This window comes from Rhizobium sp. NLR10b (assembly GCF_019685435.1).
Taxonomy (GTDB): domain Bacteria; phylum Pseudomonadota; class Alphaproteobacteria; order Rhizobiales; family Rhizobiaceae; genus Rhizobium.
On record NZ_JABDWV010000009.1, the window covers coordinates 162,952 to 185,292 of the forward strand.

Below are 22,341 nucleotides of genomic sequence, written 5' to 3' on the forward strand. Positions count from 1 at the left end.
CCGCGCGTCGGCGCGGGGAGTAACTCTTGCGACCCTGAAGAGTCTCCCGCGCCCAAGGACTTTGGCGCGCTGGATTCCTGTGACGAGCACGGGAATGAGGGAGTTCCTGTGGAGCTTCGTCATGCCAGAAGGAGGGCCTCATGAAAGCCTTCGCCGACCTCCTCGATCGCCTGGTTCTGACCCCCAGCCGTAACGGCAAACTGAAGCTGCTGACCGATTATTTCCGCGACACCCCCGATCCGGACCGCGGCTACGGCCTTGCGGCGATCGCCGGCACGCTGGAGGTGCGCAACGTCAAGCCGGCGATGCTGCGCGACCTGGTGCTGGAGCGCATCGACGAGGTGCTGTTCCATTATTCCTATGATTATGTCGGCGATCTCGCCGAGACCATCTCGCTCGTCTGGGACAATGAGCGGGATATCGACCGCTCGGCCCTGGCTCAGCCGCGCCTGGGTGAGGTCGTCACCCGCATGAACGGCCTCGGCCGCACCGAAGTGCGCGGCTATGTCCGAGATCTGCTTGACCGGCTGGATTCGTCAGGCCGGTTCGCCTTCATCAAGCTTGCGACCGGCGCGCTGCGCATCGGCGTTTCCGCCCGTCTTGCCAAGCAGGCGTTGGCCGATCTCGGCGGCAAGGACGTCACCGAGATCGAGACCCTCTGGCACGGCCTGCAGCCGCCTTACGAGACGCTGTTTCAGTGGTTGGCGGGCGGCGGCGAGAAACCGGCGCTGGCGACACCGGCGATCTTCCATTCCGTCATGCTCGCCAATGCGGTCGAGGAGGGGGACTTGGCGAGTCTCGAGCCGGCCGATTATGCCGCCGAGTGGAAATGGGACGGCATCCGCGTCCAGCTGTCGCGCTCCGGCGACAGGCGCAAGATCTATTCGCGCTCGGGCGACGACATATCGGGCGCCTTTCCGGATGTTCTCGACGCGATCAATTTTTCCGGCGTTGTCGACGGCGAGCTGCTGGTCGGCGGCACTGCCCGCTCCAACAGTCCGACGCGCACCTTCTCCGACCTGCAGCAGCGCCTGAACCGCAAGACGGTGACGGCGAAGATGCTCGACGACTACCCCGCCTTTATCCGTGCCTACGACCTGCTCTTTGCCGGCGACGAGGATATTCGCGGCCGCGCCTATGTCGACCGCCGCGCGCATCTGGCCGAGATTATCGAACGCGCCCCCCATGACCGGTTCGACCTCTCGCCACTCGTGCCTTTCTCCTCATGGGAGGAGCTCGACGCTCTGCGTGCCGCGCCGCCCGATCCGGTGATCGAGGGCGTGATGATCAAGCGGCGCGACAGCATCTACCAGGCGGGCCGCATGAAGGGCCCCTGGTTCAAGTGGAAGCGCAATCCTTATAATGTCGATGCGGTGCTGATGTATGCGCAGCGCGGCCACGGCAAGCGCTCCAGCTACTATTCCGATTTCACCTTCGGCGTCTGGGCCGATGACGAGGACGGCGAACAGCTTGTGCCCGTGGGAAAGGCCTATTTCGGTTTCACCGATGCCGAGCTCGAGCTGCTCGACAAGTTCGTGCGCAACAACACCACCGAACGTTTCGGCCCGGTACGGGCCGTGCGGGCCGACAGGGATTTCGGCTTCGTCGTCGAGGTGGCCTTCGAAGGCATCAACCGCTCGACGCGGCACAAATCGGGGGTCGCCATGCGCTTCCCCCGCATCGCCCGCCTTCGCCCCGACAAACCCTCCTACGAGGCCGACCGGCTGCGCACGCTGATCGCGATGATCGACGCAAAGCCTGGCTGAGCTTTGCGCTCCTGCGCAACAATGACGCAGGACAATATTTTCAACATCATGTGTATTGGCGGCACCGGTTTTCCGATGCAAATCTCGCGTGCCGGGGGAAATGATTTGGGTGCTGCGCCATGAGCTCGTATGAACAAAATTCCTTTTTCCGCCAACGCCGCGCCGTGCTGGCGGGGCTTGCCGGCGCGCTCATCCTGCCGCGCATGGCGGCCGCTTTCGATGTGCCGGACGAGCCGCGCCTTGCCAAGTACGACTATGCCACGGTCCGCCGGCGGTTCCGCACGAAGCTCCTGCAGAAGGGGCCGGCGCCGGACAAATACGAACCGCTGACCGCGCCTGCCGACGCCGAGAAGATATTCTATCGTTCCGGCTATGGCGGCGAACTGGAACTGGCGGCCTGGGTCTCCAGATACAAGCGCGAGCGCAAGCCCATGCCGGCCGTGCTGTTCCTGCATGGCGGTAACGCCATGGGGGCCGGCCACTGGCAGCTGATGAAGCCTTATGTCGACGCCGGCTATGTCGTGATGATGCCGTCGCTGCGCGGCGAAAACGGCCAGAGGGGCAATTTCTCCGGCTTCTACGATGAGGTCGACGACGTGCTTGCCGCCGCCGAGCGCCTGGCGCATCTGCCGGGTGTCGATCCCGGCCGCCTGTTCATCGCCGGCCATAGCATCGGCGGCACGCTCACCATGCTGACGGCGATGAGCACCCAAAAATTCCGCGCCGCCGCGCCGATATCCGGCAATCCCAACGCCTTCCGTTTCTTCAGCCGCTATCCCCAGGACATCCGCTTCGACGACAGCAATGCGCATGAATTCGAGGTACGCTCGGCGCTCTGTTACGCCCACAGCTTCAAATGCCCGGTCCGGGTGGTCCACGGCACGGAAGAGGCTCATTTCAACGACCGCGCCGATCTGCTCGCCCGCCGCGCCCGCGCCGCCGGCGTCCATATCGAAACCGACACCGTGGCCGGCAACCACACCTCGGCGCTGCCAGCCGAGATCGAACAGAGCATCCGCTTCTTCCACGGGGTGGCGGCGTAAGCTCTGCCGTCGGCGAAACAGCATTGTCCTGTATCGCGACGAACGCCAGCCTCGCACCAGCCGCGAATGCCATCGTCGCGCCAGATATCGCCGTCTCGCCGATCGTTGATTAGGGTGGTCCCATGAATTTTCTGCGCCGGGTTTTCCCGATTGCCGGGCTTATGATTGCTGTCGCGCCGCTCGGCGGCTGCAACATTCTGATCCCCGATGTCGCTGCCGATTCGCCGGCCCGCTTCGTTCAGGAAACCTCGCCGGTCTTCTACCAGCCGCCGGGCGTCGATCCGCGCCGGGTGCGGCCGATCCCCGATCAGCCGGTGCCCCAGACGCGCGAACTCTACAAGACCCAGTTCCACCAGACTTACGGCCTGCCGCTCACCAATCCCGTGCATATGGCAATGTATGGCGAGCAGCGCGCCGAGGATTTCACCCTGCCGGCGATCCCGATCAGCCGTGTGCAGCCGCAGTTCCTGCGCCAGGAGGTCGACTACCAGACGACCGAGCGCCCCGGCACTGTCCTCGTCGATACCAAGGCGCGTTTCCTCTATTTGATCGAGGCTAACGGCAAGGCGATGCGCTACGGTGTCGGCCTCGGTCGCGATGGCTACGCCTGGACGGGCCGCGGCGTCATCCAGTGGAAGCAGAAATGGCCGCGCTGGACGCCGCCGGTCGAAATGGTCTCGCGCCAGCCGGAAGTTCGCGCCTTCTCCGCGGAAAATGGCGGCATGAATCCCGGGCTTCAGAACCCGCTCGGCGCGCGCGCCATGTATATTTTCAAGGACGGGCAGGACACCCTTTACCGCATCCATGGCACGCCGGACTGGCAGTCGATCGGCAAGGCAACGTCGTCGGGCTGCGTGCGCATGCTGAACCAGGATGTCGTCGATCTCTACGACCGGCTTCCCGCCAAGGCCGAGATCGTTGTGATGTAGCGCTGCAACAGCGCTCTTCATATCGTCGGCTCCGGCTGGAACACGTCTGCGTGAAGCTATGGTTTATTTGGCGCAAGCCGATAGATTTCTTGATGTCGTTATTCCAGCATTCCCGCATCAAAAGGAAATCAGTCCCGCGTCATGAGTTCCGATAGACATCTTTCCCGCCGCAGCTTTCTTTCCCTTTCGGCTCTGACGGCAGCTTCCGCGCTCGCCGGCTGCGCCTCCTCCGCCAACACCGTGACATCCGGCGACACGTCGATCATCTACCGCTCGCCGATGCGCCTGTTCCAGTCACCGGGAGCGTCGAGCGTGCCGAGCGGTCCGGAGCTTGCCGTCATGTACGGACCCGTCGAGGACGGCGGCTTCCTCATTCCCGCCGTTCCCTATGAAGAAATCGATCCGCGCTACTATCGCCAGCGTGTCCTCGACCCCACCGGCCAGCCGCCAGGCACGATCGTGGTCGATACGCCGTCGCGCTTCCTCTATCTCGTCCAGGCCGACGGCATGGCGATGCGCTACGGCGTCGGCATCGGCCGCGAGGGCTTCGCCTGGCAGGGATCGGGCGTCATCCAGTGGCGTCAGAGATGGCCGCGTTGGAAGCCGCCGAACGAGATGGTTGCCCGGCAGCCGGAACTGGTCAAATATTCTATCGAGAACGGCGGCATGGAGCCGGGTCTGAAGAACCCGCTCGGCGCACGCGCCCTCTATATCTTCTCGAACGGCGAGGACACGCTCTACCGCCTGCACGGCAATCCCGACTGGCGCTCGATCGGCAAGGCCGTCTCCTCGGGCTGCGTCAGGCTGTTGAACCAGGATATCATCGATCTCTACGACCGCGTTCCGACAAAGGCGCCGATCGTCGTGTGGCAGTGATACCGCCGGGGCGGTCGCCAGCCGGCCGCCCAAGGCAATCTTTTCGGCAAACGCTTTCTCATTCGCTGCCTGTAGAGGAATTTATTTTCGAAAATCCATTGCTTAATTCGACAAACCCCCTACATGTGGCGTATCGAATATTGCTTGTGACTCTTTGTCCATGCGCTGAAAGCGCTTCGTCAGATCTCGTCTCAACATCGATATTGCCCGCGGAATCGTTCCCGGGCGCACTCAAACGGTTGAAAAGGAGATCGTTATGAATTCAGGCGTCGTCAAGTGGTTCAATGGCACCAAGGGTTTTGGCTTCATCCAGCCCGATGATGGTTCCACCGACGTTTTCGTCCATATTTCGGCAGTCGAACGTGCCGGCATGCGCGAACTCACCGAAGGTCAGAAGGTCCGCTACGACCTGGTCCGCGACAAGCGGTCCGGCAAGAATTCGGCCGATAACCTTCAGGCCGCATGATTGTCGTTCGCCTTGGCTGGCCACAGATTGCGGCGCGCTGACCACGGATGTACTGGCAGCGCGCTGACCATCAAAGGCAGCTTGGTGGCTGAATGACTGGAAGAGGTCGGGTTCAAGCCCGGCCTTTTGTTTTGAAATTGAGCAGCCGAAGAGTTGAGGGACGCAGAATGAGCAGACCAAGCTACAAGGTCGGCGACATGATCGTGCTGAAGTCCGGCATGACCCGCACGGCAAAGGCAGACAAGCGGTGCCGGATCGCCAGCATCCTGCCCAACGATCACGGGCACGTGCAATATCGCGTCCAGTTCACCGGCGAGAATTTCGAGCGCCGCATTACCGATGACGATATCGACATCGGGGAACCGCCACGGGCGGCGTCACTTGAGGCGGCTGCCAAAGCCGATGACGCCGAGCCGTGGCTGAAATTTTCGGGAATCCGCATGGGCAAGTAGCCCGCCATTTTTTATTATATGACAGCGGCCTCGCCGCCGACAGGAAGGATATTCGTTTGCAGGTACTCGTTAGGGATAACAATGTCGATCAGGCGTTGCGCGTGCTTAAGAAAAAGATGCAGCGTGAAGGGCTTTTTCGGGAAATGAAAGCGCGCAGCGCTTATGAGAAGCCGTCGGAGAAGCGTGCCCGCGAAAAGGGGGAGGCCGTTCGCCGCCAGCGCAAGCTTGCCCGCAAGAAGCTGCAGCGCGAGGGCCTGCTGCCGGCGCCGAAGAAGGCTGTCCGCGCTCGCTGATCCGGCCGTGGCATGCCGGCCCTGGTGTTACGGGCCGGTCGCCACATCTCGGCTTTGTGGAATTACGTCCCGGCCGTAAAATGATGTTGGCATCCGAAATGCAAGGATCAAACGCCGCCATCACCTGAGAAAGGGGGCACATGACCGCCACCAAGGGAGAATTCTTCAATCCCGCCAAGCTTTCGTCTCGCGAGAAGGCCGAAGCGACCGATCACACGGCGCGCGCCATTATTGCGGCCGAGGCATCGGCCCGTGACAAGAAGACGGAGAAGCTGAGGGCGCTTCGTCTGCAGCAGGCCGCCGAAGACGCGGATGCCGCACCTGCGCCTGCAAAAAAGCGCCGCTCGACGGCGAAGACCGCCACCCGGCGGTCCTGATCCCGCCGCAGACGTCACACCGGCGCGGGGCAGGGGCTTTCAGCCGTCGCCGGCCCGGCCGAGATTGGCCCGCAGCCGATGCAGCATGTCGCGCATCTCGGCCATTTCCTCGATCGTGCAGCCGGCGGCTTTCCCGATCGCCGTCATGATCGTATCGACCTCTCCCTTCATCGCTTCGCCCTTCAGCGTCAGCGACACGATCACCTGCCGCTCGTCGCGCAGATCGCGGATGCGCTTGATCAGCCCGCTCTGTTCCAGCCGTTTCAACAGCGGCGACAGCGTGCCGGAATCGAGGTCCAACTGCTCGCCGATCGTCTTCACCGGTAGGGCGCTGCGTTCCCACAGCACCAGCATCACCAGATATTGCGGATAGGTGAGGCCGACCCTGTCCAGGATCGGTTTATAGGCGCGGGTAAAAGCATGCGCCGTCGCGTAAACCGCAAAGCACAGCTGCTTTTCCAGCCGCTTCTCCTCCTCAGGTATCTCCATGGTCTTTGCCGTTTGCGCTTTCATATCCGTCATCCCCGAGGCTGCGATTGTCCTCTTTCCACTTGCGAAATGCAATTTGCAAAATTCACTTGCGTACAATTTAATTGTGCTATAGTAAAACTCCAACCCGATCGAAGGGCCAACCAAAGGAGATCGTCATGCCTATTCTCTATACGACCAAAGCCTCTGCCACCGGCGGCCGCGCCGGCCGCGCCGTATCCGAAAACGGCGTTCTGGACGTGACGCTGACCGTTCCAAAGGAACTCGGCGGCGACGGCGCGACCGGCACCAATCCCGAACAGCTCTTTGCTGCCGGCTATTCCGCCTGCTTCCTCGGTGCCTTGAAATTTGTTGCAGGCCAGCAGAAGGTCAAGATTCCCGAGGACACGACCGTCTCCGCCAAGGTCGGCATCGGCCCGCGCGAAGACGGCACCGGCTTCGGCATCGAAGTGGCCCTGACGGTCAATATCCCGGGCCTCGACCGCGAGACCGCCGAAAAGCTCGCCGCCGCGGCCCACATCGTCTGCCCCTACAGCCACGCCATGCGCACCTCGACCGAAGTACCGGTCACCGTCGCCTGATCGCAGCGACCTGCGATTTGCCCCTCACTGCAACCCTCTCCCCATTCTGACGGGGAGAGGGGAGTGCCCTGCGAAGATCGGCGTGGAACGGAGAGCTTGCGGCATATCCCTTCTCGCCGTCACAACGGGGAGAAGGTGCCGGCAGCCGGGATGAGGGGCAGGTCACTCTAATCGCCCGTCGCCCGTCCACTTTGACGCGGCCGGCGCGACCCCTCAGCCGGTTTCGGCGCTTCCACCGTCGCCCCGGACAGCGCCTGCAGATCCTGCCGCAGCCGCCCAACGCCGCCGCCCGGCAATCCGTCGTCGAGGGCCGCATGCGTGCTTTCCCAGATCGGCAACGCCGTTGCCAGCACCGCCTTGCCTTCCGCAGTAAGGCTGAGCAGCCGGCCGCGCCTGTCCTTCGGGTTCTCCGCCACCGTCACCCAGCCCCTGCGCTGTAAGGGCTTCAGCGCCGCCGTCAGCGTCGTCTGGTCCATGGCGAGCAGGGCGGCGACCGGCCCCATCGGGGGCGGTTCCGGCCGGTTCAGCGACATCATCAGGGAAAACTGTCCGTTGGTGAGGCCGGCCGGCCGCAACGCATCATCGAACAACCGGGCAAGCGCGCGTGCCGCCCGCTGCACATGCAGGCAGAGGCAGGTGTCGCGCACCAGCAGCGTCGTCGAAAACGGGATCTCGATCGAATTTGACATGCTCAATTTCTATTGATATCAATGCAATTAGTCAAGGAGAAGGAGATGAGCCGGCTTCACCGGCGGGCGCCGGAGGAGGGCGCAGTTCATGCAGAACGAAGTAGTTTCCCGCGAGGAATGGCTGGAGGCCCGCCGCGCCCTGCTGCTGAAGGAGAAGGAGGCGACGAAGCTGCGCGACAGCATCAACGCCGCCCGCATGGCACTTCCCTGGGTGAAGGTTGACAAGGATTACGTCTTCGAAACACCCGAGGGAAAGAAGTCGCTCGCCGATCTCTTCGATGGCCGCAGCCAGCTTTTGATCTATCATTTCATGCTCGGTCCCGGCTGGCAGGCCGGCTGCCCCGGCTGCTCCTTCCTGTCGGATCACGTCGATGGCGCTCTGCCGCATCTCAACCATCACGACGTCACCTGGGTCGCTGTTTCCCGTGCCCCGCTCGAGAAGATCGCCGCCTATAAAAAGCGCATGGGCTGGAAATTCCCCTGGGTCTCATCCTTCGGCAGCGATTTCAATTTCGATTATCACGTCTCTTTCAGTCCGGAGGACCTTGCCAAAGACAAAGTCTTCTACAATTTCACTGCTATCGAGCCGGCTGAGGCTCATGACGAGCTGCCCGGCCTCAGCGCCTTCTACCGCAACGACAAGGGCGAGGTCTTTCATACCTATTCGAGCTATGCCCGCGGGCCGGAAGAACTGATCGGCACCCTGATGATCCTCGACCGCGCGCCGAAGGGCCGCAACGAGGAAAGCACGATGAATTTCGTGCGCCGCCACGACGAATATGAGGATGCTCCGAAGACCTCGTCCTGCTGTCACTGAGCCATCAAACATCTGGAATATCGTCACCCGAAGGGAGAAGCGATGATGAAAACGGCCGAAGTGCTGAAGGAGCATTCTTTTTTGGAAAGACTGGTCGGCGACTGGAGCGTCACCGCACCCGAGATGTCCGACGGCAACGACTGGACGGAGACCGTGCGTTCGCTGCACGGCATCTGGTTCGTCGCCGAAGGAACCGGCCTCATGCCGAATGGCAAGCGGGCCACCACGATCCTGACGCTCGGCTACAACGCCGAGAAGGGCAGATATGTCGGCAGCTGGATCGGCAGCATGATGGACTATATGTGGGTCTATGAGGGCGAGGTCGACGCCTCCGGCAATGTTCTCGACCTCTATACGACAGGACCAGACTTCAGCGGCGATGGCCTTGCCGATTACCGCGAGCGGATCACCTTCATCGACGACAATCACCGCACTTTCACCTCCAGCGCCAAGCAGGAGGACGGTTCGTGGAAGCAGTTCATGGAAGCACATTACATCCGCAGAATCTGACAATCACGGCGCCCCCAGCGAAAGGGTGGCGTCACAAGAGGGAGAACGTGATGTCCAAGACGCATGGAAAGTTCATCTGGTGTGAGCTGATGACATCAGACACCGCAGCCGCCGCGAAATTCTACAGTTCCGTCGTCGGCTGGACCACCTCGGACATGCAGGTGGAGGGCATGCCGACCTATACGATCTTCGAGGCGAACGGCATCGGCGTCGCCGGCCTGATGGAGTTTCCGGCCGAGCTTGAAGGTCAGGGCATCCCGCCGAACTGGACGGGTTATGTCGGCGTCGACGATGTCGACCAGACGGCAAGGGATTTCGCCGCCAATGGCGGGGCGGTGCGCCGGCCGCCCCAGGACATCCCGAGCGTAGGCCGTTTCGCCGTCGTCGCCGACCCGCATGGCGCCGTCATTTGCATCATGACGCCGGCGCCGATGGAACAGGAGTGGCCGGAACTCGCCCCCGACGCACCCGGCAACATCGGCTGGCACGAGCTCTACGCCGGCAACGGCAAAGACGCGCTGGCCTTCTATTCCAATCTGTTCGGCTGGACGAAGGACAGCGAGATGGATATGGGGCCAATGGGCGTCTACTACCTCTTCTCGCATGATGGCAGGCAGATCGGTGGGATGATGACCAAGCCAGACAGCGTGCCCATGCCCTGCTGGAGCTACTATTTCATCGTTCCCGCCATCGACGCGGCGATCGAACGCGTCACATCGGGCGGCGGCAAGGTCGTCAACGGCCCGATGGAAGTCCCCGGCGGCAGCTGGATCATCCAGGCCACCGATCCCCAAGGCGCCTTCTTCTGCCTGGTGGCGCCGAAGCGGTAGCTGCTGTGCCGGACGGCGTGCCCCTCATCCGGCTGCCGCCACCTTCTCCCCGTTCTGACGGGGAGAAGGGACATGCCGCAAGCTCTCCGTTTCACGCGACCTCTCTTATGGCACGTCCCCTCTCCCCGTCAGAACGGAGAGAGGGCTGGGCTGAGGGGCTTGCGCCTGAAACGCTTTGGGCTACGGACGCCAGACCTCAAAAGCTTGTCACACTGCCACAGAAGCAAAAACCCCCTCCGGGCTCTCCACCTCCACCAGCCGCTTCTTCTCGATCAACCAGAAGCGGTTTCCAACCGCCCGCACGAAGCTGCGGTCGTGCGAGACCAGCAGACAACTCGCTTCATGCGCCATCAGCTCGTTTTCCAGCGCTTCCTGTCCCTCGATATCGAGATGGTTGGTGGGCTCGTCGAGCAGATAGAAATTCGGCTCCGTCAGCCTGAGCACCAGCATGCCGAGCCGCGCCTTCTGGCCGCCGGAAAGCTGGCCGATCGGCTTTGACTGCATGTCGATCGTCATGCCGGCTCCGGCGAGCAGTGCCCGCGCCCGCTGGTCGCCGACATCGAAGCGGCGGATGATCGTGCCGATCGGCGTATCCTTGTCGGCAAGATCGGCCAGCGCCTGATCGCCATAGCCGAGAACCAGCGACGGCGTCGCCTTGATTCCATTCTGCCCGGCCTCGGGTCTGTCGATCGCTTGTTTCAGCATCGACACCAGCCGTGATTTGCCGGCGCCGTTGAGGCCGAGGAGCACGATGCGGTCTCCCTGGCAGATGAATTGGCGGCCGGTCTTGAACAGCAGCGTCCCGTCCGGCGTCGTCACCGCCGCGTCGTCGAACGTCATCAGCACCTTGGCATGCGTGCCGCGGTTGGAAAGCCGGATGGCGCCGGCCGAGCGCTCGAGATGGGCCGGTTTTGCCGCGTCCTCCAGCTTCTCCGCCCGCTGCTTCAGCTGCTTCGTCTTGACGACCAGCAGGTCGCTGCCGGAATTGATGCCAATATTGTTGAGCTTGGCCGCCTGCTTGCGTAATTGCTCGGCCGCCTTCATGTCGCGCTCGTAACGCCGCGCCTCGGAAGCGTCGATCTTGTCGAGGGCGGCGCGTGCTCTGCTATAGGGGAGCGCGAAGACCGGCGATTGCTCCGGCCGCAGGAACAGCGTCCTGTTCGTCGTCGCATCGAGGAAGGCGCGGTCGTGGCTGGAGAGGATGACCGGCACCTCGCGCGGCAGCGCATTCAGCCAGCTTTCCAGCTGCGCGATCTTTTCGAGGTCGAGATGGTTGGTCGGTTCGTCGAGCAGCAGCACGTCGGGCTCGCTGACCCAGCTGCGCGCAAGCATCGCCAGCCGCTGCCAGCCGCCGCTCAATTGCTTCAGCGGCCGGCTGCGCATGACTTCCGGCACCTCCAGCGATTCCAGCACGACATCGACGCGCCAGCTCTCGCTTTCGGCCTGATCGGCCGGCAGCGCCTGCAGCACCGCATCATGGAACGGCGTGTCGAAAAGGGCGGTCGGCACATTCTGCGCGACATGGCCGATCGTCAGCCCACGCGCCTTGGTGATCTCGCCCGCGCTCGGCTCCAACGCGCCGTTGATGCAGGCAAGCAGGGTGGATTTCCCGCGGCCGTTGGCGGCGACGAGACCGATGCGGTCGCCTGCATTGACGACGAGATTGAGGTTGGAAAATAGCCGATTGGCGAGCGTCACGCCGAGATTGCGGATATTGATGAGGGTCATGTTCGTTCTCTGGTCCTGGCCGGGGGCGGGCGCAATCGGTGGCGTCAGGCCATCACGGATTGCGTCTTGCGGGCCCGGGAATGAGAGGAATGCGCGCAGTCATCCGACGGCGGCGCATCGGCCACGAAGGGCAGACCAGGAAGAGAGTGAAAGCGTCTCTGGTCAGCCCTGCAAACGCATTTGCAGGGCGTTGACTGGACCACGCTGGCGATGATGCCGGAAATAATACTGCATAGCGTGATCCTCCTTTCTCGAAAGGGTTGCAGGATGGAAATACCATTGCCGACAAAAGGAGGCAAGGGAGGTTGGAGGAGGCCGCGCTCTCATAAGCGGGGGTAGGGAATGGAAGGTGCCGCTGGCGGAGAGCACTGCTGCCCGCTGAAATCACCTACCCGCATCGCGGGCCCGGCAAATCCAGGCGCCGCGTTATGCCGATGGTTTCGAGAAACGTCTCGTCGTGGCTGACGACGATCAGCGCCCCGTCATAGGCGCTGAGCCCCGCCTCGACGGCAGATATCGAGTCGATATCGAGATGGTTGGTCGGCTCGTCCAGGATCAGCAGCGGCGGCGGTGCGGCGCCGAGCGTGCAGGCAAGACCGGCCCGCAGCAATTGGCCGCCGCTGAGGGTCGAAACCGTCTGCAATGCCGCATCCGCTCTGAACATGAAGCGGGCGAGCGCGGCCCGGCAGGTGTTTTCATCGGCTTGCGGATTGATTCGGCGAAAATTGTCGCGGATCGAGGCCGATGGATCGAGTAGGCCGATCTCCTGGTCGAGCATCGCGAAACCGGTCATCACCGCAACCGTGCCGGACCAGGCATTCAGCTCGCCGGTGATGAGCGCGAGCAGCGTCGTCTTGCCCGAGCCGTTCGGCCCGGTGACGGCGATACGTTCCGGTCCGGTCACGTCGAAGGAGAGATCGTCGATGATGGGTTGATCAGGCCGGTAACCTGCCGTCACGCCGTCGATCTTCAGCACGATCTTGCTGGCCGGCAGCCCCGTCGGCGGCAAGCTAACCTGCAGCGGCTGGAGGATCTCGATCTTCTCGCGCGCCGCCTTGGCCTCTTCAAGGGCCTGGGCGCGCCGTCGTTCGGCAAGACGGGCATTGTCGCCGCCGGTGGTTTCGCTCCGCTCCTTCATGCCGCCGAGCATGATGCGCGGGATGCCGCCCTTGGCGGCCATCTTCCGCCCGGCGCTGTCTCTCTGTGCCTGACGCTCGACGTTCGCCTGTGCCTTCCTGGCCACCTCCGTCATGCGTCTTTCGGCATCGGCAAGATCATGCCGGGCGGCGGCCAGCTCAAGCGCCTTGCGCTCGCGATAATGGCTCCAGTTGCCGCCGTAGCGTGTCGCGCCGAGCGAGGTCAGCTCGACAATCTGATCGACGCTATCGAGCAATTCCCGATCATGGCTGACGATGACCGCGCCGGCCCGCCAGCCTGAAATCAGCGTGATCACCGCGTTGCGGCCTTCGCGGTCGAGATTGTTTGTCGGTTCGTCGAGCAGCAGGAAGTCCGGCTCGCTGAAGATAAGCGCGGCAAGAGCGGCGCGTGTGCGCTGCCCGCCAGAGAGTACGGCAAGCGGCGTCTGCGGCTCCGCGTCGAGCCCCGTCCGGTTGAGCGCGGCGGCGATCCGCGCCTCCAGCGTCCAGTCCGCCGAAGCAAGCTCGTCGGCCGTTGCCGCGCCGGCTTCGGCACGCCGAAGAAGCGGGAGCGCCCCGGCCGCGCCGAAGAGATCGGCAATGGTTTCGCTAGGCGTGACCTGGACGCTCTGGCGCAGCACGCCGAGACTGCCACTGACTGAAACCGTCCCCGACTGAGGTTGGATCTGACCGGAGACGAGCTTCAGCAGCGTCGTTTTGCCGACGCCGTTGCGTCCGACGAGACCGCTGCGGTCCCTGCCGAAACTGAGGTCGAGATCGGAAAAAAGCGGCCGCCCGTCAGGCGTGGCCCAGGAGATTTGCGAGAGAGTGATGGAGGCAGGCATGGATATGGATTTCCCCGTTGGCAAGGCGAACTGGCATTGCGATCGGGTTGAGATCCATTGCGGCACACATCCTGTTGAAATGGTCGATGCCGGGCAATTTAGGAAAGAAAGGCCGAAAGTTCAAGGTAAAGCGGCGATTCTGCATTCTCTCCGGCAAACCGTGCCGATGCCCCTCACCCTCTCCCGTTTCTGACGGGGAGAGGGGACGTGCCCTGCGAGAGACTGGTGGGGAATGGATAGGTCGCGGTATGGTCCCTTCGCCCCGTTTGCGGCTTCCGAAGGACGGGTCGAGACCAGTGGCTCGACACGGTCGGTGTCGGCAGGCGGATGAAGGGCTCAAGCGCGCCGCCGCGCAAAACGCCTACCGCTTCAAGCTCCCTAGGATCCCCCGCACCAATGCCCGGCCGACCTGGGTGGCGACCGTGCGGGCGACGCTCTTCATTGCCGCTTCCACCACCGTTTCGCGCTGGTAGCCGGAAGACCTGCCGCGCGATTGGCCGCGGCCCTGGCGGTTGTCGTCATCGCCGAAGCCCGGCAGGCTCCAGCCGGAAGTCGTGCCCGGCTGCTCTGCCGCTTCTTCCTGTGCTCGCTTGGCGGCCTCGGCTTCCGCCGCCTTTTTGGCGCGCGCCGTCAGCATTTCGAAGGCGGATTCCCGGTCCACGTCCTCGTCATAGACGCCGAGAACCGGGCTCTTGTCCATGACCTGCTGGCGTTCGCCATCGCTCAGTGGGCCGACGCGGCCCGACGGGGGGCGGATCAGCGTCCGCTCGACGATGGACGGCGCGCCTTTGGCCTCCAGTGTCGAGACCAGCGCCTCGCCGGTGCCGAGAGTGGTGATGACGGTGGCGCAATCGAAGGCCGGGTTCGGGCGGAAGGTGTCGGCGGCCGTCTTCACCGCCTTCTGCTCACGCGGCGAATAGGCGCGCAGCGCATGCTGGACGCGGTTGCCGAGCTGGGCAAGCACTGTTTCCGGCACGTCGAGCGGGTTCTGCGTCACGAAATAGACGCCGACGCCTTTGGAGCGGATCAGCCGCACCACCTGCTCGACGCGTTCGACGAGAACCTTCGGCGCGTCGTTGAAGAGCAGATGCGCTTCGTCGAAGAAGAAGACGAGCCTCGGCTTTTCCGGATCGCCGACCTCCGGCAGTTCCTCGAAGAGCTCCGACAGCAGCCAGAGCAGGAAGGTGGCGTAGAGCCGCGGATTCATCATCAGTCTGTCGGCGGCAAGCACCGAAATCTGGCCGTAGCCATTGTTGCTGGTGCGCATGATGTCGGAAATCTTCAGTGCCGGCTCGCCGAAGAAGTGCTCCGCGCCCTGCTGTTCGAGCACCAGCAGCGCCCGCTGGATCGAGCCGACCGAGGCTTTGGAGATCAGGCCGTACTGGCTGGAAAGCTCGCTGGCGTTCTCGCCCATATAGTTGAGCAGTGAGGTGAAATCCTTGAGATCGAGCAGCGGCAGCCCGGCCTGGTCGGCGATCTTGAAGGCGATGTTGATGACGCCTTCCTGCGGCTCGCTGGCATCCATCAGCCGGGCGAGCAGCAGCGGGCCCATCTCGGCGACGGTGGTGCGCACCCGGTGGCCCTTCAGCCCGAACAGATCCCAGAAAATCACCGGAAACTGGTCGAATTCATAATCGGCAAAACCGATCTGTTCGGCACGCTTGGTGAGGAAATCCTTCGGCTCTCCCCTGGCGCCGATGCCGGAAAGATCGCCCTTGATATCGGCCGCAAAGACCGGCACGCCGGCCCGGGAGAAGCCTTCCGCCAGCACCTGCAGCGTCACCGTCTTGCCGGTGCCGGTGGCGCCGGTGACGAGGCCGTGGCGGTTGCCGAATTTCAGGTCAAGATATTCCGGCTTGTTGATGCTGTCGTCGGGATTGCGGCTTGCGCCGATGAAAATCTTGCCGTCCTCGATCATCCCCAAATGCTCCCTTCGGCGCTGCCGCCATTTGTCGAGAAGGTCCGGCGTCCGCGGCCTTCATCGAACCATCGTTTCCCTGTTATAAGCAGGCAGGCAGATGCGGACAACTGTTTGCATGGGAAGCGAAACCGCTGGCTTGAGTTGCAGTCGATTCTCGAATAACGTTGACGTTAACGTCAAAAAATAACAGGAGGCTGACGATGAACGAAATTGTGACTGATATCGCCGATCGCGTGGGTATTTCCCCCGAGCAGGCGGAGAAGGCGCTCGGCATGATGCTCGGCTTCCTGCAGCGCGAGGCCGCCGACGGTCCGGTGGCGCGGATGATCGAGGCGATTCCTGGCGGGGCCGATCTCGTCGCCCAGTTCAATGGCGCAGGCGCCGGCGGCGGCGGCCTGCTTGGAGGGTTGATGAGCTCGCTCGGCGGCGGCGGCATCATGGGTCTCGGTCAGCAGCTGATGGGCCAGGGCCTCGGCATGGGCGAGATCACCTCGCTCGCCAAGGAAACCATCGCGATTGCCAAGCAATATGCCGGCGAAGAGGTCGTCGACGAAGTCGTCGCTTCCGTTCCGGGGCTCAGCCAGTTCGTCTGAGCGATGGCCGAACATAGGAGCCTCGCCGTATTCGCTGCGAGGCTTTTCTATTCGTCCGCGCCCGAAGGAGAGCCGCATGACCGTCTGGCGCCCGCCGCAGCAGATCAGGGTGAAAGTGATCGGCCTTGCCTGGCGAGAGAACCGGTTGCTCGCTGCAGAAGTGGAAGATGACAGCGGCCGCATCAAGGGCGTTCGCCCGCTCGGCGGCTCGATCGAATTCGGCGAGACACGCGAACAAGCCCTGCACCGCGAAATCCGGGAGGAGCTCGAGACGGATATCCGCATCGTCGGCCCCTGGCATCTTCTCGAAAACATCTTCGAACACCATGGCGCAATCGGCCACGAATTCATCTTCGCCGCCGATATCGAGTTGGCCGACAATGCCCTCTACGATCGTGACGAAATCCGCTATTCCGAGCTGGACGAGACGGCGGCGACGGCACGCTGGTTCGGCCGCGACATGCTGCGTGATGCCGGCCTCGATCTCTATCCGACAGGCCTCGAGAGGGTGCTGTCGCGCTGGCGTGATTGAGGCTTGGGGAGGTTTTTAATCTGCTCGCCAAACTTTGATCGCCCGGGCCTGCCCGATAGGGAACAAGGGGCGTAGAATGGCTGTTTCTGCCGCATTGCCGACATTAGAAGGAACAGCATCATGCGCAGGTTCATTGCAGCAACGTCGATCGCTCTCCTCAGCCTCTCCGGCCCGGTTCTTGCCCAATCGAACATGGGCATGGATGCCAGCGGCCGCTTTGACGGCACGCCGCCGCTCGGCACCGCGCCGGGCGCCGAGCCGCAGACCGGGCTGGTCATCCCGCTCGACTCGATCGAAACCGGCAGTGTCGATAACGGCGCTCCGAGCGGTCGCGTCGACTGGGCGCGCTGTCCGCCCCGCAAGGCCCGCGGAGCGCTTGCCACGCAAGGTGGCAATAGCGGCGCCTCCGTCAGCCCCGCATGCAGCCAAGGTCAATGATCCAGGCAGGCTCTATTTGCTGTTCTTGCCGTCGCGGTGCAGGATGACGCCGAGTTCATGCCATTTGAGTCCGTCGCGCTCGATGAGCGCGTCGGCGCAGGCCGGTCCCATGCTACCCGGCGCGTAAGCTTCGGGCGTGCTCGGGTCCTTGCTCCAGACGTCGAGGAAAGGCTGCACCGCCGCCCAGCCGGCCTCAATGCCGTCGGCGCGCTGGAATAGCGTCTGGTCGCCGATGAAGAGATCGTAGAGCAGCGATTCATAACCGGTGGTCTTGCCGATATCGAACTTGTCGGCATAGCGGAAGTCGAGCGACACTGGCGTCGTATCGACGGAAAGCCCGGGCGATTTGATCGAGATTTCCATGCTCATGCCCTCGTCCGGCTGCACCTGGATCACCAGCCGGTTGGGCGGCAGGCGGCGATCGACCTCGGTCTCGCGAAACTGCGCGAAGGGCACCGGCTGGAAGGTGATGACGATCTCGGTGTCGCGCGCCGTCATTGCCTTGCCGGTTCTGAGGTAGAAGGGCACACCCGCCCACCGCCAGGTATCGGCATAGAGCTTCAGTGCCACGAAAGTCTCGGTCCGGCTGTCGGGTGAGACGTCCTTGCTGTCGCGATAGGCCGGAAGCTCGACGCCGTTGAGCGGGCCGGCCGCATAGGCGCCGCGCACGCCATGCGTCTTTGCCTCCTCGGGCGTATAGATGCGCAGCGCCTTCAGCACCTTGCTCTTCTCGTTGCGGATCGCCTCGGCATCGAAGCTGTTCGGCGGCTCCATGGCGATCATCGCCAAGAGCTGGAACAGATGGTTCGGCACCATGTCGCGCAGCGCCCCCGTGGCATCGTAGAATTTGCCGCGGCTGCCGACATCGACGATCTCGGCGGCGGTGATCTGCACATGGTCGATATAGCGACTGTTCCATAGGGACTCGATGATCATGTTGGCGAAACGCGCCGTCATCAGGTTCTGCACCGTCTCCTTGCCGAGGAAATGATCGAGCCGGTAAACTTGGCTTTCGTCGATCTGCGCGAGGATCTGCGCATTGAGCGCCCGGGCAGAGGCGAGATCGGTCCCGAACGGCTTCTCGATGGCCACGCGGCGGAAGACGCCCTCGCTTTCATCGGTCAGCCCATGAGCGCCAAGCTTCTCGATGATCGTGCCGAAGAAGGATGGCGGCACCGCCAGATAGAAGGCGGCATTGGCGTTCGGCCCCAGCCGCTTGCCGATCTCGAGGAAAACATCCTCCTTGGTGAAATCGCCCGACATATAGGAAATCCGCCGGCGCAGGCTCTCCCAGGCCTCGTCCTTAACCGTCTGCTCCTCGCCGTTCAGATGCTCGAGGAAGGCATCGAGCCGGCCGCGCAGGAATTCGTCGTCACCCGTTTCGATGCCGATGCCGAGGATATTGAGATCCTCGCCGACGAGGCGCTGACGCGTCAGGTTGATGATCGCCGGCACCAGGAGTCGGCGCGTCAGATCGCCGGTGGCGCCGAAGATGACGAGGGTGACCGGCGGGGTAGGGGCAGCGTGCATGTCTCACCTCCGAGATTTTGCGGCCGACTATAATGCCTGCCGGTTTCGCCGCAACCTGGGCGGCGAGGGGTAACAGGCATTTGACAATATTTGGAGCGGGCAGGTGCTGTGGCCCGGTCGTATGCAAAAGGTGTGGCGATGTTACAGTTGGCGCTCAGCCCCAAGGCATGCTCAGTTGCGGGCGAGCGAAGCGTAGAACCAGTCGATGAAGACGCGGACGATTGGCGTTGCGTGAGCTTCGGTTCGGCAGGCCACATAGACCGCGTCGTTGGCCGGAACCGTAAGGTCGAACGGCGCGATCAGCTCGCCACGCGCGATCATGTGCGCGGTGGTGATGTTATCGCCGAGCGCAATGCCATGACCGTGTATCGCAGCCTCGATCGACAGGCGCGCGTCGCTCATCATGTGTTGGCGTGCCGGCATCGCAACCCCGGCCGCGGTGAGCCAGGTGTTCCACTCATTGCCGCGATCAGCGTGCAGGAGCATATGGTCACGCAAATCGCGCAGGGAGCGTAGCGGGCGCCGGTTCATGAGGGCTGGGCTGACGACAGGGAAGAGCTCCATCCGGCTCCAGAGGCGCGACCAATAATTGGGCCAGTTGCCGCCGCCGTAAAGAATGCACAGGTCGACATTCGGGGAGCTCAGATTGTTCGGGTCGTTCGAGGCGCGCAAGTCAAGCAGGATGTCGGGGTACTGATCGGTGAACTCCTGTAGCCGCGGAATCAGCCAGAGTGACAGCACTGCCGCAACACAAGTCACTCGCAGCGTGCCGCCGGTCGCGGGCCGGGTCATCGCCGCCTTCGCTGCAGCGATATCCGAAAATGCATTGGAGACGACCGGCATCAACAACGCGCCCTGACTTGTCAGCTTCAGCCATTTGCCGCCGCGCTCGAACAGGCGCACGCCAAGCGACTCCTCCAATGTGCGTATCTGATGGCTGATCGCACCGTGCGTGACATTCAATTCGCGGCCCGCGGCGGAAACCGATCCATGGCGGGCAGTGGCCTCGAAGGCGCGTAGCGGGTTGAGGGGCGGAAGACGGCTGGTCATGGCGACAACCTGTGAGAAAAATTCGCATGAAACCGTATATTAATATCAATTGATTTTCCAGTGAGCTTGCCGTTCAATCAGTGGAAGAAGCCATCGGCCCCTGCCGCAGAGCTGCAGCCGAGGACCGACCTGCTACCCTGATCGCAGCATCGTAACCGTTAGGATGGCCGTCATGTCCTGGAATGAAACCAAGCTTTCCGAACTCCGAACCAGGTATGGCGACAGCCACGGCGGTGAGTTGCACGATCCTGAGTTCCGCAGGGTGGCCGAGAAGATCTTCAACAAGAGCGGCACCCGCCTTGCGCCCTATTCGGGCATTCCGACATTCCTCTCCGCCCCGCTCATGCAGATCGACAACGACAACCCGGATTTCGGGGACTTGCAGGTGGCGCTCCTCGGCGTGCCGATGGATCTGGGGGTAACGAACCGCCCGGGCTCGCGCTTCGGGCCGCGGGCGCTGCGCGCCATAGAGCGGATCGGGCCCTACAATCATGTGCTGGGCTGCGCGCCGGTTCAGGAACTGCGCGTGGCAGACATTGGCGACGTGGCGTTTCAGAGCCGGTACAGGTTGGAATTGTCGCACGAGGATATCGAAAAACGCGTGGCGCAGATCGTGGCGGCAGGCGTGCTGCCACTCTCGGTAGGCGGCGACCACTCGATCACCCATCCGATTCTGCGGGCCGTCGGCAAGGAGCGGCCAGTCGGCATGATTCATATTGACGCCCACTGCGACACCGGCGGTGCTTACGATCTGACCAAATTTCACCATGGCGGCCCATTCCGCAACGCGGTGCTGGACGGTGTGCTCGATCCGACGCGCGTGATTCAGATCGGCATTCGTGGCTCGGCCGAATATCTCTGGGAGTTTTCTTATGCCTCGGGCATGACGGTGATCCATGCCGAGGAGATCTCGGCGATGGGCATCCCTGCGATCATCGAAAAGGCCAAGGCCATCATCGGCGACGGGCCGACCTATCTTTCCTTCGACATCGACAGCCTCGATCCGTCTTTCGCGCCGGGCACGGGCACGCCGGAGATTGGCGGCTTCACCACCCGCGAGGCGCTGGAGCTTGTCCGCGGCTTCAAGGGCGTGAACCTGGTCGGCGGCGATGTCGTCGAGGTCGCGCCGCAGTATGACGCCACCACCAACACGGCCCATGCCGGCGCGCAGATGCTGTTCGAGATATTGAGCCTGATGGCGTTCAGCCCGGCAATCCGCCGCGCCGCCTGATGGCCTTGGCCGCAGCTCAAGGCGGCCCGGAATGACAAGAAGGCTGCAAAGGCCTCGAATAAACTGAAAGAGGGTAGCGGCGGTGCCGCATCGTTGAGGAGAAAGATCATGACGAAGTTGACAATGAACCGCCGCACCGTGCTCGGTGTCGGCATAGGTGCTGGTGTAGCCATGTTGGCGATGCCCAATGTGCTGCGCGCTCAAGCCAAGTCGCTGAAGGTCGGTGTTTATGGCGGCTACTTCAAGAACTCGTTCGACAAGAACATCTTTCCGGAGTTCACCAAGGCGACCGGCATCGCGGTCGAATCCGTCGCAGAGCCGACCGGCGAGGCCTGGCTGGTGCAGATGCAGCAGGCAGCCCAAGCAGGTCAGGCGCCGGCTGACGTTTCGATGATGTCGCAGGTGGCGATGCGCAAGGGTCAGGCCATAGAGCTCTGGGCTCCGCTCGACCTCGCCAAGATCAAGAATTCCAGCAACCTGCTCGAGCGCTTCATCAACAAATACCCGGATGGCCGCGTCGCCGGGATCGGCGCGGTCTCATGGTTCATCACCCTGGTCACCAACACCGATGTTTACAAGGAAGCGCCGGCCAGCTGGACAGCGCTTTGGGACCCGGCCAATGCCGACAAGCTCGGCCTGCTGGCGCTCGTCTCCAACTCCTTCCTGCTCGACGTGACGGCAAAGACCTATTTCGGCGGCGCCCAGGCGCTCGACACTGAGGAGAACATCCTCAAGGTGTTCGCCAAGCTGGCCGAGCTGAAGCCGAATGTCCGCCTGTGGTATCGCGACGAAGCGCAGTTCGAGCAGGCGCTGAAGTCGGGTGAGATCCCGATGGGACAATATTACCACGACGTGACCGGCCTCGCCGCCGCGGACGGCCAGCCCGTTCGCTCGACCTTCCCGAAAGAGGGCGGCATTCAGGACGCAGGCTCGTGGGCGCTGTCGAAGGCGTCGCAAAAGACGGAAGAGGCCCATATCTTCATCGACTATATGTGCCAGCCGTCCATCCAAGCCGTGCTGTCACGCAAGGTAGGCACGTCGCCAACGGTCAAGCGCGAAACGACCGACCTGAACGAGAAGGAATTTGCGGCGGTTTCCTCCGACATCGAACCGATCATCCCGCACTACGACATGTACACCTCCAAGGCCGACTGGCTGAATGAGAAGTGGACGGAAATGATCGCCAGCTGAGACTAATCGTGCTTTCGCAGGCCTCGTT

Annotated in this window: 25 protein-coding genes; 18 read left to right on the top strand and 7 right to left on the bottom strand. The window is 62.8% G+C overall.

The genetic code is table 11. From position 1 onward, the window contains the following. The first annotated feature begins 140 nt into the window (after positions 1–140). The 8 genes from HJB91_RS16810 (at position 141) to HJB91_RS16845 (ending at position 6,202) form a co-directional block, all read left to right on the top strand. Complete coding sequence (locus HJB91_RS16810; protein WP_210628680.1) at positions 141–1,766, top strand: cisplatin damage response ATP-dependent DNA ligase; 1,626 nt, start codon at positions 141–143, stop codon at positions 1,764–1,766. Positions 1,767–1,885: 119 nt separating this feature from the next. Continuing rightward, positions 1,886–2,809, top strand: coding sequence for a S9 family peptidase (locus tag HJB91_RS16815; protein ID WP_210628679.1), 924 nt, complete (start codon positions 1,886–1,888; stop codon positions 2,807–2,809). A gap of 122 nt (positions 2,810–2,931) precedes the next feature. Next, positions 2,932–3,738 carry a L,D-transpeptidase gene (locus tag HJB91_RS16820; protein WP_210628678.1) on the top strand — a complete coding sequence of 269 codons (807 nt, stop codon included), beginning with the start codon at positions 2,932–2,934 and terminating at the stop codon, positions 3,736–3,738. 141 nt (positions 3,739–3,879) lie between these two features. After that, complete coding sequence (locus tag HJB91_RS16825; protein WP_210628677.1) at positions 3,880–4,614, top strand: L,D-transpeptidase; 735 nt, start codon at positions 3,880–3,882, stop codon at positions 4,612–4,614. A gap of 256 nt (positions 4,615–4,870) precedes the next feature. Next, positions 4,871–5,080 carry a cold-shock protein gene (locus tag HJB91_RS16830; protein WP_011424508.1) on the top strand — a complete coding sequence of 70 codons (210 nt, stop codon included), beginning with the start codon at positions 4,871–4,873 and terminating at the stop codon, positions 5,078–5,080. A 167-nt stretch (positions 5,081–5,247) separates the two neighbouring features. Then, positions 5,248–5,532 carry a cold-shock protein gene (locus HJB91_RS16835; RefSeq protein WP_221155484.1) on the top strand — a complete coding sequence of 95 codons (285 nt, stop codon included), beginning with the start codon at positions 5,248–5,250 and terminating at the stop codon, positions 5,530–5,532. 56 nt (positions 5,533–5,588) lie between these two features. Continuing rightward, the gene (gene rpsU / locus HJB91_RS16840; protein WP_011424510.1) at positions 5,589–5,825 is read left to right on the top strand and encodes a 30S ribosomal protein S21; all 237 of its coding nucleotides are present in this window, start codon (positions 5,589–5,591) and stop codon (positions 5,823–5,825) included. Positions 5,826–5,965: 140 nt separating this feature from the next. Then, the gene (locus HJB91_RS16845) at positions 5,966–6,202 is read left to right on the top strand and encodes a hypothetical protein (protein WP_221155493.1); all 237 of its coding nucleotides are present in this window, start codon (positions 5,966–5,968) and stop codon (positions 6,200–6,202) included. A gap of 39 nt (positions 6,203–6,241) precedes the next feature. Here the strand turns inward: HJB91_RS16845 and HJB91_RS16850 are convergent, their stop codons facing one another. Then, positions 6,242–6,724 carry a MarR family winged helix-turn-helix transcriptional regulator gene (locus HJB91_RS16850; protein WP_210628674.1) on the bottom strand — a complete coding sequence of 161 codons (483 nt, stop codon included), beginning with the start codon at positions 6,722–6,724 and terminating at the stop codon, positions 6,242–6,244. Between the two features lie 125 nt (positions 6,725–6,849). Between HJB91_RS16850 and HJB91_RS16855 the strand changes: the two genes are divergently transcribed. Next, complete coding sequence (locus tag HJB91_RS16855) at positions 6,850–7,272, top strand: organic hydroperoxide resistance protein (protein WP_003580247.1); 423 nt, start codon at positions 6,850–6,852, stop codon at positions 7,270–7,272. A 167-nt stretch (positions 7,273–7,439) separates the two neighbouring features. Here the strand turns inward: HJB91_RS16855 and HJB91_RS16860 are convergent, their stop codons facing one another. Continuing rightward, positions 7,440–7,961, bottom strand: coding sequence for a MarR family winged helix-turn-helix transcriptional regulator (locus HJB91_RS16860; RefSeq protein ID WP_210628673.1), 522 nt, complete (start codon positions 7,959–7,961; stop codon positions 7,440–7,442). Between the two features lie 88 nt (positions 7,962–8,049). Between HJB91_RS16860 and HJB91_RS16865 the strand changes: the two genes are divergently transcribed. The 3 genes from HJB91_RS16865 to HJB91_RS16875 are packed head-to-tail and all read left to right on the top strand — an operon-like array spanning position 8,050 to position 10,118. Then, positions 8,050–8,778 (top strand): thioredoxin family protein, encoded by a 729-nt coding sequence (locus tag HJB91_RS16865; RefSeq protein WP_210628672.1) that lies wholly within the window; start codon positions 8,050–8,052, stop codon positions 8,776–8,778. Positions 8,779–8,820: 42 nt separating this feature from the next. After that, on the top strand, positions 8,821–9,288 hold the full coding sequence (locus HJB91_RS16870) for a DUF1579 domain-containing protein (RefSeq protein WP_210628671.1): 468 nt from the start codon (positions 8,821–8,823) through the stop codon (positions 9,286–9,288). Between the two features lie 50 nt (positions 9,289–9,338). Further along, positions 9,339–10,118, top strand: a complete 780-nt coding sequence (locus HJB91_RS16875; RefSeq protein ID WP_210628670.1) for a VOC family protein — start codon at positions 9,339–9,341, stop codon at positions 10,116–10,118. Between the two features lie 207 nt (positions 10,119–10,325). Here HJB91_RS16875 and HJB91_RS16880 read toward each other — a convergent pair whose 3' ends face one another. Together HJB91_RS16880 and HJB91_RS16885 are read right to left on the bottom strand one after the other, a co-directional pair. Further along, positions 10,326–11,846 (bottom strand): ABC-F family ATP-binding cassette domain-containing protein, encoded by a 1,521-nt coding sequence (locus HJB91_RS16880; RefSeq protein ID WP_221155494.1) that lies wholly within the window; start codon positions 11,844–11,846, stop codon positions 10,326–10,328. A 388-nt stretch (positions 11,847–12,234) separates the two neighbouring features. Further along, on the bottom strand, positions 12,235–13,827 hold the full coding sequence (locus HJB91_RS16885; protein ID WP_221155496.1) for an ABC-F family ATP-binding cassette domain-containing protein: 1,593 nt from the start codon (positions 13,825–13,827) through the stop codon (positions 12,235–12,237). On the opposite strand from HJB91_RS16885, the gene HJB91_RS16890 reads away from it, so the two are divergent. Beyond that, positions 13,826–14,020: a hypothetical protein gene (locus tag HJB91_RS16890; RefSeq protein ID WP_221155498.1), complete on the top strand. Its 195-nt coding sequence runs from the start codon at positions 13,826–13,828 to the stop codon at positions 14,018–14,020. The genes HJB91_RS16885 and HJB91_RS16890 overlap by 2 nt on opposite strands. A gap of 168 nt (positions 14,021–14,188) precedes the next feature. Here HJB91_RS16890 and HJB91_RS16895 read toward each other — a convergent pair whose 3' ends face one another. Next, a complete protein-coding gene (locus HJB91_RS16895) occupies positions 14,189–15,745 on the bottom strand; it encodes a helicase HerA-like C-terminal domain-containing protein (RefSeq protein WP_210628666.1) in 1,557 nt (518 codons plus the stop codon). Between the two features lie 203 nt (positions 15,746–15,948). Between HJB91_RS16895 and HJB91_RS16900 the strand changes: the two genes are divergently transcribed. The 3 genes from HJB91_RS16900 (at position 15,949) to HJB91_RS16910 (ending at position 17,311) form a co-directional block, all read left to right on the top strand. Then, positions 15,949–16,341 carry a hypothetical protein gene (locus HJB91_RS16900; protein ID WP_221155500.1) on the top strand — a complete coding sequence of 131 codons (393 nt, stop codon included), beginning with the start codon at positions 15,949–15,951 and terminating at the stop codon, positions 16,339–16,341. Positions 16,342–16,417: 76 nt separating this feature from the next. After that, entirely contained in the window at positions 16,418–16,873 is a 456-nt protein-coding gene (locus HJB91_RS16905) for an NUDIX hydrolase (RefSeq protein ID WP_221146838.1), read from the top strand. Between the two features lie 120 nt (positions 16,874–16,993). After that, complete coding sequence (locus tag HJB91_RS16910; protein WP_210628663.1) at positions 16,994–17,311, top strand: hypothetical protein; 318 nt, start codon at positions 16,994–16,996, stop codon at positions 17,309–17,311. A gap of 12 nt (positions 17,312–17,323) precedes the next feature. On the opposite strand, the gene zwf is transcribed toward HJB91_RS16910, so the two are convergent. Continuing rightward, positions 17,324–18,841, bottom strand: coding sequence for a glucose-6-phosphate dehydrogenase (gene zwf / locus HJB91_RS16915; protein ID WP_221155508.1), 1,518 nt, complete (start codon positions 18,839–18,841; stop codon positions 17,324–17,326). A 171-nt stretch (positions 18,842–19,012) separates the two neighbouring features. Next, a complete protein-coding gene (locus HJB91_RS16920; protein ID WP_210628661.1) occupies positions 19,013–19,891 on the bottom strand; it encodes a LysR substrate-binding domain-containing protein in 879 nt (292 codons plus the stop codon). A gap of 172 nt (positions 19,892–20,063) precedes the next feature. On the opposite strand from HJB91_RS16920, the gene speB reads away from it, so the two are divergent. Next, a complete protein-coding gene (speB, locus tag HJB91_RS16925) occupies positions 20,064–21,122 on the top strand; it encodes an agmatinase (protein WP_221146841.1) in 1,059 nt (352 codons plus the stop codon). Positions 21,123–21,230: 108 nt separating this feature from the next. Next, positions 21,231–22,313, top strand: a complete 1,083-nt coding sequence (locus HJB91_RS16930; protein ID WP_210628659.1) for a PotD/PotF family extracellular solute-binding protein — start codon at positions 21,231–21,233, stop codon at positions 22,311–22,313. The last annotated feature ends 28 nt before the right edge of the window (positions 22,314–22,341 follow it).

Excerpts from the sequence above, each read along its gene's own strand:
- HJB91_RS16810 (WP_210628680.1), top strand. The coding sequence starts at position 141 with ATGAAAGCCTTCGCCGACCTCCTCGATCGCCTGGTTCTGACCCCCAGC.
- HJB91_RS16815 (WP_210628679.1), top strand. The coding sequence starts at position 1,886 with ATGAGCTCGTATGAACAAAATTCCTTTTTCCGCCAACGCCGCGCCGTG.
- HJB91_RS16820 (WP_210628678.1), top strand. The coding sequence starts at position 2,932 with ATGAATTTTCTGCGCCGGGTTTTCCCGATTGCCGGGCTTATGATTGCT.
- HJB91_RS16825 (WP_210628677.1), top strand. The coding sequence starts at position 3,880 with ATGAGTTCCGATAGACATCTTTCCCGCCGCAGCTTTCTTTCCCTTTCG.
- HJB91_RS16830 (WP_011424508.1), top strand. The coding sequence starts at position 4,871 with ATGAATTCAGGCGTCGTCAAGTGGTTCAATGGCACCAAGGGTTTTGGC.
- HJB91_RS16835 (WP_221155484.1), top strand. The coding sequence starts at position 5,248 with ATGAGCAGACCAAGCTACAAGGTCGGCGACATGATCGTGCTGAAGTCC.
- HJB91_RS16845 (WP_221155493.1), top strand. The coding sequence starts at position 5,966 with ATGACCGCCACCAAGGGAGAATTCTTCAATCCCGCCAAGCTTTCGTCT.
- HJB91_RS16850 (WP_210628674.1), bottom strand. The coding sequence starts at position 6,724 with ATGACGGATATGAAAGCGCAAACGGCAAAGACCATGGAGATACCTGAG.
- HJB91_RS16855 (WP_003580247.1), top strand. The coding sequence starts at position 6,850 with ATGCCTATTCTCTATACGACCAAAGCCTCTGCCACCGGCGGCCGCGCC.
- HJB91_RS16860 (WP_210628673.1), bottom strand. The coding sequence starts at position 7,961 with ATGTCAAATTCGATCGAGATCCCGTTTTCGACGACGCTGCTGGTGCGC.
- HJB91_RS16865 (WP_210628672.1), top strand. The coding sequence starts at position 8,050 with ATGCAGAACGAAGTAGTTTCCCGCGAGGAATGGCTGGAGGCCCGCCGC.
- HJB91_RS16870 (WP_210628671.1), top strand. The coding sequence starts at position 8,821 with ATGATGAAAACGGCCGAAGTGCTGAAGGAGCATTCTTTTTTGGAAAGA.
- HJB91_RS16875 (WP_210628670.1), top strand. The coding sequence starts at position 9,339 with ATGTCCAAGACGCATGGAAAGTTCATCTGGTGTGAGCTGATGACATCA.
- HJB91_RS16880 (WP_221155494.1), bottom strand. The coding sequence starts at position 11,846 with ATGACCCTCATCAATATCCGCAATCTCGGCGTGACGCTCGCCAATCGG.
- HJB91_RS16890 (WP_221155498.1), top strand. The coding sequence starts at position 13,826 with ATGGATATGGATTTCCCCGTTGGCAAGGCGAACTGGCATTGCGATCGG.
- HJB91_RS16885 (WP_221155496.1), bottom strand. The coding sequence starts at position 13,827 with ATGCCTGCCTCCATCACTCTCTCGCAAATCTCCTGGGCCACGCCTGAC.
- HJB91_RS16895 (WP_210628666.1), bottom strand. The coding sequence starts at position 15,745 with ATGATCGAGGACGGCAAGATTTTCATCGGCGCAAGCCGCAATCCCGAC.
- HJB91_RS16900 (WP_221155500.1), top strand. The coding sequence starts at position 15,949 with ATGAACGAAATTGTGACTGATATCGCCGATCGCGTGGGTATTTCCCCC.
- HJB91_RS16905 (WP_221146838.1), top strand. The coding sequence starts at position 16,418 with ATGACCGTCTGGCGCCCGCCGCAGCAGATCAGGGTGAAAGTGATCGGC.
- HJB91_RS16910 (WP_210628663.1), top strand. The coding sequence starts at position 16,994 with ATGCGCAGGTTCATTGCAGCAACGTCGATCGCTCTCCTCAGCCTCTCC.
- zwf (WP_221155508.1), bottom strand. The coding sequence starts at position 18,841 with ATGCACGCTGCCCCTACCCCGCCGGTCACCCTCGTCATCTTCGGCGCC.
- HJB91_RS16920 (WP_210628661.1), bottom strand. The coding sequence starts at position 19,891 with ATGACCAGCCGTCTTCCGCCCCTCAACCCGCTACGCGCCTTCGAGGCC.
- speB (WP_221146841.1), top strand. The coding sequence starts at position 20,064 with ATGTCCTGGAATGAAACCAAGCTTTCCGAACTCCGAACCAGGTATGGC.
- HJB91_RS16930 (WP_210628659.1), top strand. The coding sequence starts at position 21,231 with ATGACGAAGTTGACAATGAACCGCCGCACCGTGCTCGGTGTCGGCATA.